This window comes from Lactiplantibacillus sp. 3062 (assembly GCF_055413545.1).
Genome location: NZ_JBVAYE010000001.1, coordinates 363413 through 378920 on the forward strand (window position 1 = coordinate 363413; position 15508 = coordinate 378920).

13 protein-coding genes and 1 CRISPR repeat array are annotated in these 15508 nt (G+C 43.5%); of the genes, 5 read left to right on the plus strand and 8 right to left on the minus strand.

Annotation, left to right across the window (positions count from 1 at the left end; genetic code table 11):
* Positions 1–70: 70 nt before the first annotated feature.
* Positions 71–1303 (minus strand): MFS transporter, encoded by a 1233-nt coding sequence (locus tag ACWQAU_RS01645; RefSeq protein ID WP_003643663.1) that lies wholly within the window; start codon positions 1301–1303, stop codon positions 71–73.
* Positions 1304–1577: 274 nt separating this feature from the next.
* On the opposite strand from ACWQAU_RS01645, the gene ACWQAU_RS01650 reads away from it, so the two are divergent.
* Positions 1578–1976, plus strand: coding sequence for a LytTR family DNA-binding domain-containing protein (locus ACWQAU_RS01650; protein WP_016511537.1), 399 nt, complete (start codon positions 1578–1580; stop codon positions 1974–1976).
* Positions 1973–2428, plus strand: coding sequence for a DUF3021 domain-containing protein (locus tag ACWQAU_RS01655; protein ID WP_027821583.1), 456 nt, complete (start codon positions 1973–1975; stop codon positions 2426–2428). The genes ACWQAU_RS01650 and ACWQAU_RS01655 overlap by 4 nt, the downstream gene beginning before the upstream one ends.
* A gap of 87 nt (positions 2429–2515) precedes the next feature.
* Here the strand turns inward: ACWQAU_RS01655 and ACWQAU_RS01660 are convergent, their stop codons facing one another.
* The gene (locus tag ACWQAU_RS01660) at positions 2516–2938 is read right to left on the minus strand and encodes an Hsp20/alpha crystallin family protein (RefSeq protein ID WP_011100898.1); all 423 of its coding nucleotides are present in this window, start codon (positions 2936–2938) and stop codon (positions 2516–2518) included.
* Positions 2939–3083: 145 nt separating this feature from the next.
* The gene (locus tag ACWQAU_RS01665; RefSeq protein ID WP_011100897.1) at positions 3084–3557 is read right to left on the minus strand and encodes a MarR family winged helix-turn-helix transcriptional regulator; all 474 of its coding nucleotides are present in this window, start codon (positions 3555–3557) and stop codon (positions 3084–3086) included.
* Between the two features lie 112 nt (positions 3558–3669).
* Here ACWQAU_RS01665 and ACWQAU_RS01670 point away from each other — a divergent pair, with 112 nt between their 5' ends.
* Positions 3670–4272: an NADPH-dependent FMN reductase gene (locus tag ACWQAU_RS01670; protein WP_027821584.1), complete on the plus strand. Its 603-nt coding sequence runs from the start codon at positions 3670–3672 to the stop codon at positions 4270–4272.
* A 65-nt stretch (positions 4273–4337) separates the two neighbouring features.
* Positions 4338–4532, plus strand: a complete 195-nt coding sequence (locus ACWQAU_RS01675) for a PspC domain-containing protein (RefSeq protein ID WP_003641730.1) — start codon at positions 4338–4340, stop codon at positions 4530–4532.
* A 42-nt stretch (positions 4533–4574) separates the two neighbouring features.
* On the opposite strand, the gene ACWQAU_RS01680 is transcribed toward ACWQAU_RS01675, so the two are convergent.
* Positions 4575–5333 carry a nucleoside phosphorylase gene (locus tag ACWQAU_RS01680; protein WP_011100895.1) on the minus strand — a complete coding sequence of 253 codons (759 nt, stop codon included), beginning with the start codon at positions 5331–5333 and terminating at the stop codon, positions 4575–4577.
* 284 nt (positions 5334–5617) lie between these two features.
* On the opposite strand from ACWQAU_RS01680, the gene ACWQAU_RS01685 reads away from it, so the two are divergent.
* Positions 5618–8356: a cation-transporting P-type ATPase gene (locus ACWQAU_RS01685; protein ID WP_027821585.1), complete on the plus strand. Its 2739-nt coding sequence runs from the start codon at positions 5618–5620 to the stop codon at positions 8354–8356.
* 130 nt (positions 8357–8486) lie between these two features.
* Positions 8487–9116: a CRISPR direct-repeat array (repeat unit 36 nt; unit sequence GTTCTAAACCTGTTTGATATGACTACTATTCAAGAC).
* A 24-nt stretch (positions 9117–9140) separates the two neighbouring features.
* On the opposite strand, the gene csn2 is transcribed toward ACWQAU_RS01685, so the two are convergent.
* The 4 genes from csn2 to cas9 form a co-directional block, all read right to left on the minus strand.
* Positions 9141–9818 (minus strand): type II-A CRISPR-associated protein Csn2, encoded by a 678-nt coding sequence (gene csn2 / locus ACWQAU_RS01690; protein WP_027821586.1) that lies wholly within the window; start codon positions 9816–9818, stop codon positions 9141–9143.
* Entirely contained in the window at positions 9815–10120 is a 306-nt protein-coding gene (cas2, locus tag ACWQAU_RS01695) for a CRISPR-associated endonuclease Cas2 (RefSeq protein ID WP_015379640.1), read from the minus strand. The genes csn2 and cas2 overlap by 4 nt, the downstream gene beginning before the upstream one ends.
* The gene (gene cas1, locus ACWQAU_RS01700; RefSeq protein ID WP_027821587.1) at positions 10098–11003 is read right to left on the minus strand and encodes a type II CRISPR-associated endonuclease Cas1; all 906 of its coding nucleotides are present in this window, start codon (positions 11001–11003) and stop codon (positions 10098–10100) included. The genes cas2 and cas1 overlap by 23 nt, the downstream gene beginning before the upstream one ends.
* A gap of 194 nt (positions 11004–11197) precedes the next feature.
* Positions 11198–15274 (minus strand): type II CRISPR RNA-guided endonuclease Cas9, encoded by a 4077-nt coding sequence (cas9, locus tag ACWQAU_RS01705; protein ID WP_027821588.1) that lies wholly within the window; start codon positions 15272–15274, stop codon positions 11198–11200.
* Positions 15275–15508: the final 234 nt, after the last annotated feature.

Here is a 15508-nt window from a genome sequence, read left to right on the forward strand (position 1 = left end):
TTAACATCATGTTCAAGGACAAGTAACAAAAAAGGCAGCTAGCCAATTTAATAGACTAACTACCAAACACCTAGGAAACTGCCCGTTTGCCGTTCTTCCAAATATCAGGAACTAACCACAAAATTAAACCTAGGTTAATTAACAAAAGTAACGCCGTCATAATGAATACCGCGTTGTAATTGAACCAACCAGCCACCAAACCACCGAGCAAGGCGCCGAACATATTGCCAATAGCTTGAAAAGATTGATTATAGCTAAAAATCGTTGAGGTAAGATGTACTGGCGTATTCTTAGTCAAAACCGTTTGAATCTCTGGATATAGTGCGCCATCGGAAATCCCAATGGCAAACCGCAAAATACCGAGGGCCACGACGCTCGTAACAATGCCTTGTGGGAAATACATAATCACCGCAAAAATATAGCCAAATAACAATACCTTACCAGAACCGTGCTGATCACCATAACGTCCAAGGCGCGGTGCTGAAAAGATGTTTGAAATACCCGGTAAAGCTGCGATAATTCCGGCCACAACCGTAATCGGGCCACGGTAATGCATCAATTCACGAACGTATAAACTAATGATTGGTGCAATCGAGGCGTTTCCAAATTGGACGATGGCCGTCGAACATAACATCACAATAATCAAGCGCGGATTTTGAAACGCTGCTAAAGGATTGCGACTGTCACCTGGTTCACGATGATGTGCGACTGGTTTGAAGTGTTCCTGTACAAAGAACAGACTCAACAAAAACGCCACCATTAATAATCCGGCCGTAATAAAAAACGTGTTTCGAATCGAAAACAATTGGGCTAGCAAGCCCCCAATCACTGGGCCAAACAATTGACCACTAACGGCACCAGTGATCAAAGTGCTCAACGCCCGTCCACTATATTTACGTGGCGTTTGGGACGCGACTAAGGCTTGGGCATTAGAAATAAAGCCCGCAAACACACCTTGTAGCGCGCGCAAGGCAACTAGTTGCCAGACATTCGTTACAAAACCCATTAACCCCATCGCAACTGCCATCCCTAGGGACGCGCGCAATAGCATGATCTTACGACCTTTTTTATCAGCAATGATGCCCCACAGTGGTGCCGAAATTGCTGAAATCGCGTAATCAGCTGCAAAAGCTAACCCGCTATAAAATGTAATCTGGGCCTTCGTGAAATCACCCAGCTGACTAACAAATAATGAAAGAAATGGCATAATTTCGCTAAATGCCATTCCCGCAACGAACGTACAAAACCATAAAACAATCAAATTACGATGCCATGGTCCGCGTTCACGTTCTGCGTCATCCACGCTCGTCATCTCCATATCTAATTGACACTAATTTTCAGTAAGTATTATACCGTTAATTAGCTTATCATATTTAGCGACCACCAGTGACAATTATTTCCCGGGAAATTTTTTGCCATATTTCCTGACCAGTTAGCCCGTTTAGTTGACCAAGTAACAATAAGCACTAGTGTCAAGCCGCATTTTCACTACAATAAGCTTATCAAAATCGCTATTTAAGGGGGAATCAACAAGGCACGTCCAGTTAACCATCTCTGAAACGATTCATCAGGTCTTCGTGACTATTCACGGCCCGCAGTTAACTCCGGCAATCAAAGAACTACAACGGAATATTGAAGCATTGACTAATCAGCAATTCATCAATGTTTTTCAAGATCGCTCGCTCATTAAGCTGCCACTTCAATCGGTGTCACGTTTTTACACTGCCAATAAACGACTTTATTGTGAAACAACCACCGGTGCTTACCTCGTTCACAGCCACTTACACACTTTAATGGACCAACTGCCACCCCACCAATTTCTACGTATTTCTAGTAGTGAAATTGTGCGAATCGCCTGTGTTAAAAATTTTACCTTAACCAAATGGGGTAGCTTTCAAGTCAACCTAACAACCGGCACAACAACATACGCATCACGACGCTATACCCAACAAATTAGAAAGGCGGCACAATTATGAAAAGACTTTGGCACACCCTTTTGATTGGCGCCATCGGAGGCATCGTTATCGGCTACTTAATGGCCTTGGGGTTCTCAACCTTCTTTAATACCACCTATTTATTTCCTTCTAATCCCACTTTTGTCAGCCACTGGTCCTCGCCCTTAGCCGCCACCCAGCTTTCGACATTATTGTGGATTCTGATTGGTGAAGTTTGGGCATTCAGTAGCTGGCTATTCGAAATTGAAACGTGGTCGATTACGAAACAAACCATTGCTCATTGTCTGTGTTCTTTCCTAGGGATGACCCCACTTGCGATTCTCTGTGGCTGGTTTCCATTAAACGTTCGCTGGTTTGGCTTCTATACCTTGGTTTACACCGGAGCCTATATCGGTCTATGGTTAATTGAAATGGCACTCGCCCGCATCAAAGTCATCCAGCTAAACCAACAGCTTACCAACCAGCGGTCATAATTCATACCGATTGTTGATGTCAAAAGCGGCCCACCGATTTGATTATCGGTGGGCCGCTCACTTGTTACTGATGATTTAATGATTTAATTATTGAATTTCGATTTGACCGTCATTCGCGCTCGGCTGGGTCTTAGGTAACGTAATCGTTAAGACACCGTCAGCTTGGGATGCCGTAATTTTATTCGCCGCAACGTTTGGTAACATATACTGCCGTTGCAAGGTGCCAGTATGACGCTCATTCATCACAATGTTTTGGTCTTGATCTTCATGATCCACAAAGCTATCTTTTTGAACCTTGATAGACAACACATTGTCACGATAATCCAACTTCACATCTTGCTTATCAATACCAGGGACATCAACCTTCACTTGATACTGATCATCAGTTTCGTTAATGTCGGTCTTCAATACTTGATCCATGTTTTCTAATGGTGCCCAGAAGGAGCGTGCCATCCGTTCAAACGGATCCAACATGCCGAAATCGTTCCGATTCATTAAAGTATTAGCCATACTAACAATCCCCTTTCAAAATTTCACTTGGCTATTAATACTGGTCAGTAATTCAAATCCTTGTTTGACCTTTCCTGACCTTCGATATATATACTAACACCATTTTGTGGGAATGCAACAATTTAGCACTCGTTTAACTCGAGTGCTAAATTTTAATTTCACGAATCCGTCGCATTAGGCTAACAAATCGTCTCAGTTCCGCGTCAGAATAGTCATCAGCAATGGCTTGTGCTTTAGCAGCAATGGTCGCGTCCAGTTGCGTGTGTAAATCAGCGACTGCTTCGCCCAGCGTCGTCAATCGCACGAGAATTTCTTTGTTATTGGTCAAATCCCGATATTTCGTGGCCAATTTCAATCGGGATAATTTAGTCAGACCGCGAGAAATCGTCGCCTGTGAAAGTTCCGTTGGTGCCGGTAGCGACTTAGCTCGACTGGCACCACGCCGTCCCAGATACGCCATAATTTTAATATCCGTCGTCGATAGTTGTTTTAATGCCGCTTGTAATTGCGGATCAGTCGTTTGTTGCATGGCCCAGCGTTTTTCTTGATCATCAACGCTATCCTGCGTCAAAAATTGATTTAGTTCCGTCATCAACTGACTAACTAATGGTGTTGTCATTTAAAAATCTCCTTTTAATTCACGTGAATAGATACTTGCATACTAATATTATTAAGTCTATACTATCATTTTGTATTCATTAGAATCAATAAAAATATCTGGAGGCCTCACTATGTTTAAAATTGCAATCATCTTAGGGAGTACCCGGTCACAGGCTAACGGCCGCGCTTTATTAAATCATTTAAAATTAATCATTGACCAATTACCGACTCATTCTCCGATTCACTACCAATTTTTAGATTTGGCCAACTATCAACTTCCCTTTTTCGATGAACCCGAGTCACCGATGGCGAACCCGCACCGCGAGCTACCTGCTAACCAGCAGCAATGGCTCACCGATATGGCTAGTGCGGACGGTTACATTATCCTGACACCCGAATACAATCACGCAATGCCAGCTGGATTGAAAAACGCCTTCGATTTTTTGGCATTCGAAGGCGCCCGTAAACCGGCTAAGATTATCTCATATTCTGACAATATGCGCGGCGGTCAATTTGGGGCGGCCGCACTAGTTCCAGTTCTCCAACGATTAGGAATAGTCGTCCTCCCTAAACCAACGCCCATTGGTAACGTACCACAAACCCTTCAAAGTAACGGTCACTTTATCGATAACGCGCCCCTGAGCAAACGCTACGATCATACACTTCACCAAGCTTTGACTGAAATCACCTACTATACCACGGTTCTTACCACTACGCCGTTTCCAACCGATTAAATTAGTAGCGTTATTGAATCAAACCTGCTACATTATAGTTAGCATTATTAAGGGGGAATTAACTTATGAAGATCGATATTCATCGTTCCGCAACGGACCGGGTGATTGCCGGTGTCATTGGTGGAATTGCCGAACATTTTAACTGGAATACTAACGTTACCCGGCTATTATTTGTTGTTTTAGCAATTACACCCATGTTCCCTGGTATCATCGCTTACCTGATTCTCTGGTTATTAATGAAGGACCCCATCAAAGATTAGCCACTATTAACGAACAGTCATCGACTGCTCGTTTTTTATTCGCTAATATGCGGCCAAACTTTCCACAGCTAGTTCAATGGCAGCAAGAACACCGCCCGCACCCCAATGTCGCGGATCATAGTGCTCTAGTTGTGCTAAGGTATCTGCCGTATATAGTAATTGTCCAAAGGAAACTTGCCGAAACGCCGAACAGGCAGCTAAGGCCGAACATTCCATTTCTACGACTTGACAACCCTGCTGACGAGCAGCTTTGACTTTAGACACAGTCTCACGGAAGAAAGCATCCGTTGTCCACGTTTTGACCATCTGCCATGGCAGGCAAGCCTTCGTCAATGTTGTCCCGAGTACCTGTATAACCTTTGGATCGAGTGGCACCCAATCAGCTGCTGCTAAATAATGAAAGGACGTCCCTTCATCACGCAAAGCCACCGTTGGGATTAATAATTGTTCCTCTGGTAGTGCTGTTAATGCGCCGCAACTACCAACTGCTATGACGGTACGAGCACCAAAATCAATCAACATCTCTAAATACATTGTCGCAGCTGGGGAACCAAGGGGCGCTTGCGCTACTGCCAATTTTTGACCACGATAACCGATTTGATAAACCCAGCTAACTTTAGTAATGGTATTAAATTGGCCTAAACGGTGACCATGATACCGAGTGACGAATTGTTGAAAATAATCATCACCAGAAAATATGTAGAGTAGCTTAGCTGGAACAGTAAAGCGGCCATCCACGTCTGGCCCTACCATAGCCGTTGGATTTGGATCATATTGCAATAACGTTAACTTATCTGTCATCTTAAGTTCTCCCTATTTAATTTACCCAACAATTCGAGGAAAACCAGTCATTTTCAGCGACAAACTAGCCAAAATCTGATATATTATTGCAACTAACGCAATAATTTGTCATGAATTTGTCAAATATTTTAATGGCGTTCACCTAGATTGTTCGTATATAATATTATTTATAATAACGCTAATTAAGAAAGGATGTGGCGAAATTGGCCTATTTAACACGCAATAAACGTCGTGATTTTACAGAACCTCACCGGTAATAACTTTATTTTTAAGGAGCGAATTGAATGATAAAAGATGACAATCAGTCGTTAACCTCTAATGAAGAGCAAAACGACACCCAGAACCCTCCCGATGCGGATAACTTATGGCAGCTTGATGAATCAGCCTTAGCCGCAAAGTACACCACCGATCCTGAGAATGGATTGAGCACTGCTGAAGCTGCCGAACGTTTACAACATAACGGTCGCAACGAACTGGAGACCAAGCGTACGTCTCGGTTCGTCCAATTCATCAAGCAGTTTAATAACAGTATTATCTACATTTTAGCCGCAGCAGCGGTCTTAACGTTCTTCATGCACCACTATTCCGATTCTATCGTTATTGGACTGGTTATTATTGCCAATGCCATCATTGGTTATGTCCAAGAACGCCAAGCTGGCAACGCGCTAGAACGGATTCGTGAAATGCTGATTTCCAAGAATTTCGTCATCCGTGATGGGAAAAAACTGGAAATTGACGCCCGCGAATTAGTCGTTGGTGACTTAGTCAACTTAGAAGCCGGTGACGCGGTTCCTGCCGATATGCGCTTGATTTCAGCGGACAACTTTAACGTCCAAGAATCCGTGCTGACAGGGGAGACTAATCCCGTGGAGAAACAAGAAGAACCGATGACAGAGACCACGCTGGCTTTGGCTGACCGTAAGAATATGGTTTACGCGTCAACCGCGGTGACTAGCGGTTCGGCCGTCGGAATCGTAACGGCTACCGCCGAAGATACCGAAATCGGTCATATCCAGCAGTCTGTTAGTGACGTCAAACAAACCACTACCCCACTGATGCGTAATCTGAACTCACTGGGGGTCGGCTTATCCATCGCCATCGTGGTGGCGGCCGTCCTATTATTCCTATTAGGGATGGTCATGGATACCTATAGTTTGCCGACTTTACTAATTGCGGTTATTACGATGGTCGTTGGTTCTATGCCAGAAGGACTACCCGCTAGCACCTCGGTGGTTTTAGCCATGGGAACCCGGCAGATGACGAAGAAAAACGTCATTGTCAAGTCACTACCCGCCGTGGAAACTTTAGGTGCCGTAGATATCGTTAACACCGATAAGACTGGGACGTTGACGAAAAATGAAATGACGGTCACTAAGGTCGTGACGCCTGAGCATACGTTTGATGTGACGGGGGTCGGTTATGATGACAATGGTGGCGTGAACTTCGATGGCCATCTCAAGCTCAATGGCAACAAAGTCGACTGGCACCAAGATAACGCGATGGAATGGCTCGTTAAGATTGCCGGCCAAACGACCGACGCCGAGCTACACTTCGAAAACAATCGCTGGGAACTGACTGGTGAACCAACCGATGGTGCCTTGACGACGCTGTATCGTAAAATGACTGGTCATGATCCTGAGGTTGAAGAAGTCGACTCGCTACCATTCGATTCAGCCTTCCGTTTTTCTGCTCGCCTGGCCGACTTAGATGGTCAACGCTTACTAATGGTCAAGGGCTCACCCGCGACTGTCCTGCGTTTAACTGACCAAGCTAACCAAACGGCATACTGGGATGACGCCATGGACGACTTAACCGCCGATGGTTTGCGCGTGGTGGCGCTGGCTTACCAAGAAGTCGATGATGACGTGACTACCATTGATGCACAAGCCATTGGTGGGCTGCATTTAGCTGGCTTAGTCGGAATCATTGACCCGCCTCGTGAAGAAGCGGCTACCGCGATCGCCGAATTACGGCAAGCGGGCGTGCAAGTTAAAATGATTACGGGGGACCACCCTGATACGGCGATGGCAATTGCTAACAAGTTGAACTTGGCCGCCAATGTCAAAGCGATTACTGGTCCTGAAATCGACGCGATGGACGATCAGCAGTTACAAGCACACATCGATGATTATAACGTCTTCGCACGGGCAACACCGAATAACAAATTACGGATTGTTCGTGCCCAACAGGCCAATAATCACGTCGTTTCGATGACTGGTGATGGGGTCAACGACGCCCCGGCCCTCAAGCAAGCCGATATTGGGGTTGCTATGGGAATCAAGGGGACCGAAGTTGCTAAGGAATCCGCCGATATGGTCCTGGCCGATGATGACTTTGCTGATATCGTCGCCGCCGTTCGTGAAGGGCGCCACGTCTTCGATAACATTCGTAAGACGATTCGCTTCTTACTCCCAACTAGTTTCGCGGAAGGCCTCGTTGTCATCATTAGTATTTTAATGGGCCACGAACTTCCGCTGTACCCGACGCAATTACTGTGGATCAATATGGTGTCCGCGCTGACCATCCAGTTTGCGTTCATCTTTGAGCCACCCGAGGCCGGCATCATGGCCCGGGGTCCCCGGAATGTTAAGTCTGGGTTGTTGTCAAAATTAGATTATTTTGAAATCGGCTATGTCTCCTTCCTAATTTCTGGATTGGGGATCTTCGCCTACAACTACTTGACCGCACTTGGATTACCAAATGTCGTCGGTAGTACCATGTCACTGAACATCATCATCTTTGGTAAGATTTTCTACCTCTTCAACTTGCGGAATGACCACCCCGTCATTTCCAAGTACTTCTTCCAAAATAAGATGGCGTTCTACATCATTGGTATCCTGATTCTCTTACAACTAGGAATCATCTACCTACCATTCATGCAATCCGTCTTCCATACGACTAGCATCAACTTCTGGTATGGTTGGGGCATCCCGATTATCTGTGGGATCGTCGTCTTGATTGTGACCGAGGTCGGGAAGTTTATTCGGTTCCGATGGATGGGAAAAGATGGCGTGATTGATTAGTAATTAGTCAATAAATAGAAATGGCTCACCAACCTGTTTTAGTTGGTGAGCCATTTTTTAGTATCGTGAAACTGTTTTTGATGTGGCCGCTATTCAAGACAAACGTTCTATGCTTCGTTTCCTCAGCATCGTTCTAAACCTGTTTGATATGACTACTATTCAAGACCGTGTCTTGTTCCTTGTTGTACTCCATACCGTTCTAAACCTGTTTGATATGACTACTATTCAAGACGGGAGTGATAGACGTTGAGCGACACTGTACGTTCTAAACCTGTTTGATATGACTACTATTCAAGACGGACGCTCGCAAACAACGCTGCACTCAATAGTTCTAAACCTGTTTGATATGACTACTATTCAAGACAACTTGTTGGTGCCCCAGAAGAGTCATCAAGTTCTAAACCTGTTTGATATGACTACTATTCAAGACTAATCGGCGTGGTGAAGATTTCGCCGACGTGTTCTAAACCTGTTTGATATGACTACTATTCAAGACATCGACACGGTAAGACCGTTAACGGTGTTTGTTCTAAACCTGTTTGATATGACTACTATTCAAGACAGCCAATGAATGACTACGCTAAAGACGTTTGTTCTAAACCTGTTTGATATGACTACTATTCAAGACATCAATAACTGGGCGTCAGCATTAATTCGAGTTCTAAACCTGTTTGATATGACTACTATTCAAGACAACTGAGGCAACCCCAGCAGGAGTCTGTTGGTTCTAAACCTGTTTGATATGACTACTATTCAAGACCAGCATTTTAACATCATTTACTCATTAATTCATATCACGCCAGTCTACTAAATCCTCGTCAACATAATAATAACAACTATTTTTGAACTTTTCCATTCGATTTATTTCTGAGTATTCGATAACAATGACAGTTGCGCCCAAATCATGCACTAGTTGCTCAAAGCTCGCCCATTGTTTTTGATTTAAGTAATGGCTGACATTAGTCAACACCAGCTTCTGTTTCAAACCCAGTTCAACATGCGTCTGAACGAGTGCCTCCAGTATTGCCCTTGGGTCATTCATAAGCTCCGTTGGAAAATGAACACCGGTAAATTTCAATATTTGTTCTAGGCTAGGCGATTCGTCAACATCTAGCGGTAAGTCTAGTAAGAAGCTGGCTTCCATTACTTGCGAAACTACTTTACGATTTTCATCTAAGACCGCTACTTGCCGATCATCAGCCATTAACTTGATAATTTGGGTCTGCACTTTCTTTAGAAAAAGGCGGTTCAAATCGACTGATAACATCAAGTCACCATACCAGTTGCATTGGCTACTGATCGTCTGTAATTCAAGGTCGTCATTGCTTATACGTACGCTGTCGATTCGATCTCGAAAGCCTTGGCACACTTCGGCATACATGTTACTATTTCCCAAATCGAGAACGTTGACCTTACCAGCATCGATCTTGAATGGTGGAAATGGATAATATGTTATATTCATATAACAATCGTCCTTTCAGCTGAATTCAAAATATCATTGCTAGGTGTACCTTGAATATAGTGCATTGCCTGATACTGCTTCTCAGTCACTGTCATCGTTTGCACTTTTCCACCTTTGGGTGCCAGTGGCGCAATCCGCTTTTCCACGAATTCGGCCGCTTTCTTATTTACACAAACCCGGACGTAAGTTGAGTATTGCATCATCAAAAAGCCCTCACGCACTAAAGCTTTGTGAAAGTGCCGATATGCACGGCGTTCTTCCGACGTATCCATGGGAACATCAAACATGACTATTAATCGCATCACTCGATACCTCATTTGGTAATTTCACCTCAATCTTTAATTCTTCCGTTTCACCGCTAAGATAGTGTAAGCACGCGGCAACATACTCTGTAATCGCGTGGCTCACAATTGTTTGGTGCCCATTAAACCCAATCTCTAGGTCTAATAACGACACTAGTCCAATCTTAATATCCGGTGTGAAGTCCTTAAACCGTTGTTGACTGACCCATTGATCAACAATCGGCCGAAAAGGCTCCATTAAATCTGAGCCGAGGTTAAATTCGTTTTCATTGTTCTCATGATGAATACCAATGCAGGTCAGATAGCCATTTAAAACAATCTCTCGATTCACCATGGATAACAGCACGGCGTATCCGTAGTTGAGTGCAGCGTTAATTGGGCTAAAATCTCGACGGTAGAACTGGGCACCAAATAACAATGAAAAATATTTATTAGCCACAACTGCCTCCCGATTAGTCACATCATTCAGTTCTAACTTATCCAACTCATCAACAAGTGTCTGGGTATCGCCACCGACAAAGTCAATGACTTGAATCTGGTTCAAAATCTTACTACCAACATTTTTCGTCCATAGCGTTGCAATTCGTGCTTCGGGCCAAGTCACCTGTTGTCGTACCAAATCAGCTGTTCGCCGTGTCGGATAATAATCGTTGGTCTCACTGATTGGCTCCCCCTGATGATCTGTAAAAATAACTTTGACATGAGCTTCCGCCAGCGCACAAAGCGCTGCGCTAGTAATCACAGCCTGAGTTGTTCCGACTAACAGCAATTGAATATCACTGATTGGAACCGCATATTTATCAGAACTCGTCTGAACTAATATCCGATTCATTGAATAAGAAACTTTAGCATGTTGAGTAATAATCACGTTTCGCCATCCCATAATAACAGCTCCTTGATTAATTATATTTTTCGTGCTACTATTCACTTGTATCAAGTTCTAAACCTTCTTGATATGACTACTAGCGTCAAGATCAAACAAGGCATTTATTGCCAAGTTTCACCTTTTGAGTCCGTATTCGGACCACTACATATGTACCAAGATGTCATCCTTATCGGGATGACATCTTTTTTTCGCTATAAATCTTTTAATGAAATTTTTCGCTCGAACAAACCAGTTGGTGATTGATATATAATTTCAGCGTCACCCGTTAACTTAATGCCACCAGGAACCTGTAACTTACCAAAATCTGTTTTCACACCTAGCACCTTTAAATCACCATACGAGGCATTCGCATGTAAGCCAATAAACATATTGGTCAAAATTCCTTGCTTCCCTAAAACCAGCTTATTCTTAACAAATTGATTTTTCGCTTCCAGCAGCTCAATCTGATCACGAGCAGAATTAAGTATCTTCTTGAACTTGTTCATCTCGTAAAGTGGAAAGTATCGGTTAACCTGGGCAAGCGTTGCGTCAAAAACAGTCAGTAAATTCTGATTTAATTGCACTTCAGACTCATTCTGCTTACCTAAAAATGCGCGCTGTAAAGTTAATGGTAAATACAGCTCTTGAATGTTGTGATAATACGTATCAGTACCAAGTGCGAAGCGGTGCGTTTGACCTTTAATTCTATCTCGAACCACCTGTTCAAACCGTACCTTCGGCAATAACACTTCATACGTCAGCATCTTCTTGTTGTTGGCAGCAATGAGCGGTTCAATTACTTTCGTCACCGCTTGCTTGTTTGTCATTCCTTGTTGTTCCAACTGCTCAATTTGTGTCACCATAGTTGTAGGTACACCTACAACTTGGTACTGGACATCCTTTTTAGTCGATACTTTCACGATAGCCATGTAAGCCAGCGTTTTTCCCGTATAACCACCATAAATAGCTGTATCGAAGGATTGTTTTTTCCGAATTAATCGCTTGCCATTATCACTTGCCTTCAAGAGAGTTTGATCAAACATTGCCCCATAGTTTTCGGATACCTCACGCGTCACCAATAATCGCTTGTAATCATAAAGCGTCTCAAAATATTTAATATCGGTTAACTTATCCCACAAAACTTCACCAGTATCGATATCCGTAATTGGGGTATCAGTCTTAGCTAGTTTTCGGATAACATTGAAACGTGTTAGGTTAACCGGCTGTTTAGCGAACTTACCGTAGACGAAGAATCGTTCCAGCTTCGGATATCGCTTCAACAAATAGGTGCCAATGAAAGCAGTTAAGGCTGCGTCAAATGCATGATGGTAGTCATTGACCTCACGAATCTTCGGAAAATCAAACGTTTGTCGAAATTGATGTGTCAAGTTCGCTTTAACCGACACAATAGCGGTGGATGGATATTCTGCATTAATCAGCTCTTCAACTAGTTTGATAACCTGACGTGTCTCAACCAACTGCCGATTAATAAAACCAGTCGCGTACTTGCTGATTTCATCAGGACGCATCAGTAAGTGGTCAAGCTTCCGTTTGGTCATCAGCCCCATTCGGTGCATCTCTTTCCACTTAGCACCCATCTTTTTCCCAAACTTTTCACTAGCAAACGTATCATTTTTCTCACGATTGATTCGTGCATTTGTCAGTACTCGATTATCTAATGAGTCATCTTTCACCAGAGATTGTGGCAAGATGTGGTCGATATCATATTCTGACAATCGATCGATATTAATCGCATCACCGGTATACAAATCGCGGCCATTTTGTAGGAAATAAAGTACGAGCCGCGTATTGAAATTAGCTTTGTTCTTGATTTTCTCTTTTAATTCACGTTGGACTTGATCACTGACAATGGCCTGAGCTGTTCCCTGATAGGCTGCAACAATTTGTTTTGACCGTGATTGTGTCCGCCGACCAGCAACGCCACCACCACGAGCCGCTTCCACAAATATCCAGTTAGGTGTTTGACCATGCATCGCATCTTTAATGTCAGCTAACACCACCATCACTTCGCGAATAGCCTTCTTATTTTGCGGTGACGTATATAATTCATTGATGGTATCTTGAAGATCCGCCGTTGTTAGGTTGGCCTGGTTTGCCGATTTAATTTGATTCTCAATGGCAGGTTGGCTTCGTAATTGCATGAAATTAGCGTTTGTCTCCCACAAGCCGTCCATGATTGAACGATTATTATCATCTTTGAGACCTGTTAATAATTTTCGTGATAATTGTCCCCAGCCACGATATCGTAATTGACCTAGTTGCTTAAGTTGGGCCGCTGTCAGCCAGGAAATCTCTGTCAGTTTTTGCTTAAAAATCGTACTATCTTCAAAAATAGTTGACCATAAAATGATTTTTTCAATATCAGCTTGCTTACGCACGTCTGACATAGCTTCAGGCAACACCTGTTTCAAATCATGATACGTGGATAACGAACTATTGAATACTTTCGGATCCGCAAGCCCCGTAATTCGTGGCGCAGTGGGAAACTCTCCCGCTGCAACTAAATTGTCTTGAATATTCTTAGCTGTTACTCGTTTGTGTTTCTTAAACACTTGGTTGTATAGTCGTTGTTTTTGCCGGGGTGTTAATTGCCCATCATCAACTCGAATATTATTCAGCTCATTGAGCACCATAAAGCGTTGGTAAATCAAGCTTCGTGCGGGTAGTACTTCCTCACCAATCAAATACGTATCCGTCGTCTGCATCCGCTGAATGAAAGCAGTCGCCGAGGCCACCCGATCGACCTTATCATCAAAATTCCATGGCGTGATTGGCCCATCAGCCTTACGTACCATCCATGCAAAACCTGCATTGGCAGTTGCTGCCTGCATTTCTTTAGTAATCAGCGGTCCAACATAATAAGGCACCCGGAAACCGACAAGCTCATCAAGTTTGTATGGAAACTTACCGCGTCGCTTGATGACCGGATTTTCTTCACCCAACCACGGGTAGTATTCCTTCTGATTACTAATAATTTGATCTAGCTCATTTTGTTGAACCTGATAAGGAATGGCTCCATTCTGCTTTATCCGTAATTTAGGCATGAATTGTTCAGAGTCAATAGCTTGCTTAATTTGAGCTGCCCAACTATTCAAATCTACATCGGCGTCAACAAATTTTCCCAAGGCCTTTTGAAACGCTTCTTGCGTCACCTGTTTACTTTTCACACCATCAATATATTGATCGTAGGTTGCCCGAATGGCCCGCCCGCGCTTGGCGTCTGACTGAGAGCGAATATACGCTTTCAATAACTTCAAATCTTCGCCATGGCGTTTATACTTCTCAACCATACTCTGTGAGAACCGTTTACCTTCTGGAATAAGCTGTGCAAGGTTGACGCTGGCGTATAACCGAATTACCTCATCAATAATTTGTTGGCCCACTTCGCTAAAACGGTCTTCAATGCCAGGAAGTTTGTCTTGATTTTCCTCTAAACTAAAGGCCCAATCCTTTGCTTCAGTAGCGTCGATGTCCGTTAGAGTCAGCACATCAATCTTGGTTTTATTTCCAACGAGGGCTTTCGCAAATTCTGTTACCACTGCCTTTTGGCGCTTCTTTTCCGCAGTAGTCGCGCCAGTTAAAACTGCTAATAGTGGCATAATTAATTTTTGGCGGTCACTACGCGAGATATCAGTTCGTACCAATGTTTGTTTGATGCTGTCAAGCAACGCTACATCGGTTGTCAGGTTCAAGTTCAGCTCCAGATCAGCCTGACTAAACAAATGATTCAAAGTTTCAAAGTGCTGCTGTAAATCAAGTGTCCCACTTCGATACGCTGTCGCTGCATCATTACGCAAAAAATTGCCGCGATATTTGACAATATGGTGAATCGCTAGGTAAATTTCACGCACATCAAACTTGCGGTGCTGAGTCATCAGCGCCTCACGTAAATGATAAATCGTTGGATAATCATGATAGAAATCCTGATCACTCCGATCATTAAACAACGTTTTTTCAAGACCGTTATAATTAGGATCACGAGGTGAAATATCCGAATATTTGCGCCGCGCAAAGAAATTGATATCCACCTTGCTGATTGGTTGGTCAAAGAATTCGCGTAGTAATCGTAACCGCCATTTCACCCGTTTCAACCGACGACGCGTTGTTCGAAATCCCCGCCGGTCTGCTGCGGCTGCCCCTTCTTTAAATAACCGTACACCAATCCCAGTCTGCCCCTTAATTTTTCTGACATGACCACTTGCATCCACAACCGTCCAGCCAACCGAGTTCGTACCAATATCCAAGCCTACACCGTATGGTTCTTTCATTTATACATCCTCCGATAAATTTTAGATTATGCACTCATTATCGCGCAGTTGGATAATCATTTGCAACAAGCAAAAGTTAATCCTAGCAACGATTGTAAGCGCAGTCTTAATTATTTTCTTTAATATTAATGTATTAAATATATAATCTTTGTCGTGTCGCCAAAATTAGCGACCTATTACTATAGACAAAAATACGGTGATGACACAAAGAATGTTATCACCACCGTACTTTGA

Bases quoted from the DNA above. Each gene is read 5' to 3' on its own strand.
- ACWQAU_RS01655 (WP_027821583.1), top strand. From the start codon at position 1,973: ATGAAAAGACTTTGGCACACCCTTTTGATTGGCGCCATCGGAGGCATC.
- ACWQAU_RS01660 (WP_011100898.1), bottom strand. From the start codon at position 2,938: ATGGCTAATACTTTAATGAATCGGAACGATTTCGGCATGTTGGATCCG.
- ACWQAU_RS01665 (WP_011100897.1), bottom strand. From the start codon at position 3,557: ATGACAACACCATTAGTTAGTCAGTTGATGACGGAACTAAATCAATTT.
- ACWQAU_RS01670 (WP_027821584.1), top strand. From the start codon at position 3,670: ATGTTTAAAATTGCAATCATCTTAGGGAGTACCCGGTCACAGGCTAAC.
- ACWQAU_RS01675 (WP_003641730.1), top strand. From the start codon at position 4,338: ATGAAGATCGATATTCATCGTTCCGCAACGGACCGGGTGATTGCCGGT.
- ACWQAU_RS01680 (WP_011100895.1), bottom strand. From the start codon at position 5,333: ATGACAGATAAGTTAACGTTATTGCAATATGATCCAAATCCAACGGCT.
- ACWQAU_RS01685 (WP_027821585.1), top strand. From the start codon at position 5,618: ATGATAAAAGATGACAATCAGTCGTTAACCTCTAATGAAGAGCAAAAC.
- csn2 (WP_027821586.1), bottom strand. From the start codon at position 9,818: ATGAATATAACATATTATCCATTTCCACCATTCAAGATCGATGCTGGT.
- cas2 (WP_015379640.1), bottom strand. From the start codon at position 10,120: ATGCGATTAATAGTCATGTTTGATGTTCCCATGGATACGTCGGAAGAA.
- cas1 (WP_027821587.1), bottom strand. From the start codon at position 11,003: ATGGGATGGCGAAACGTGATTATTACTCAACATGCTAAAGTTTCTTAT.
- cas9 (WP_027821588.1), bottom strand. From the start codon at position 15,274: ATGAAAGAACCATACGGTGTAGGCTTGGATATTGGTACGAACTCGGTT.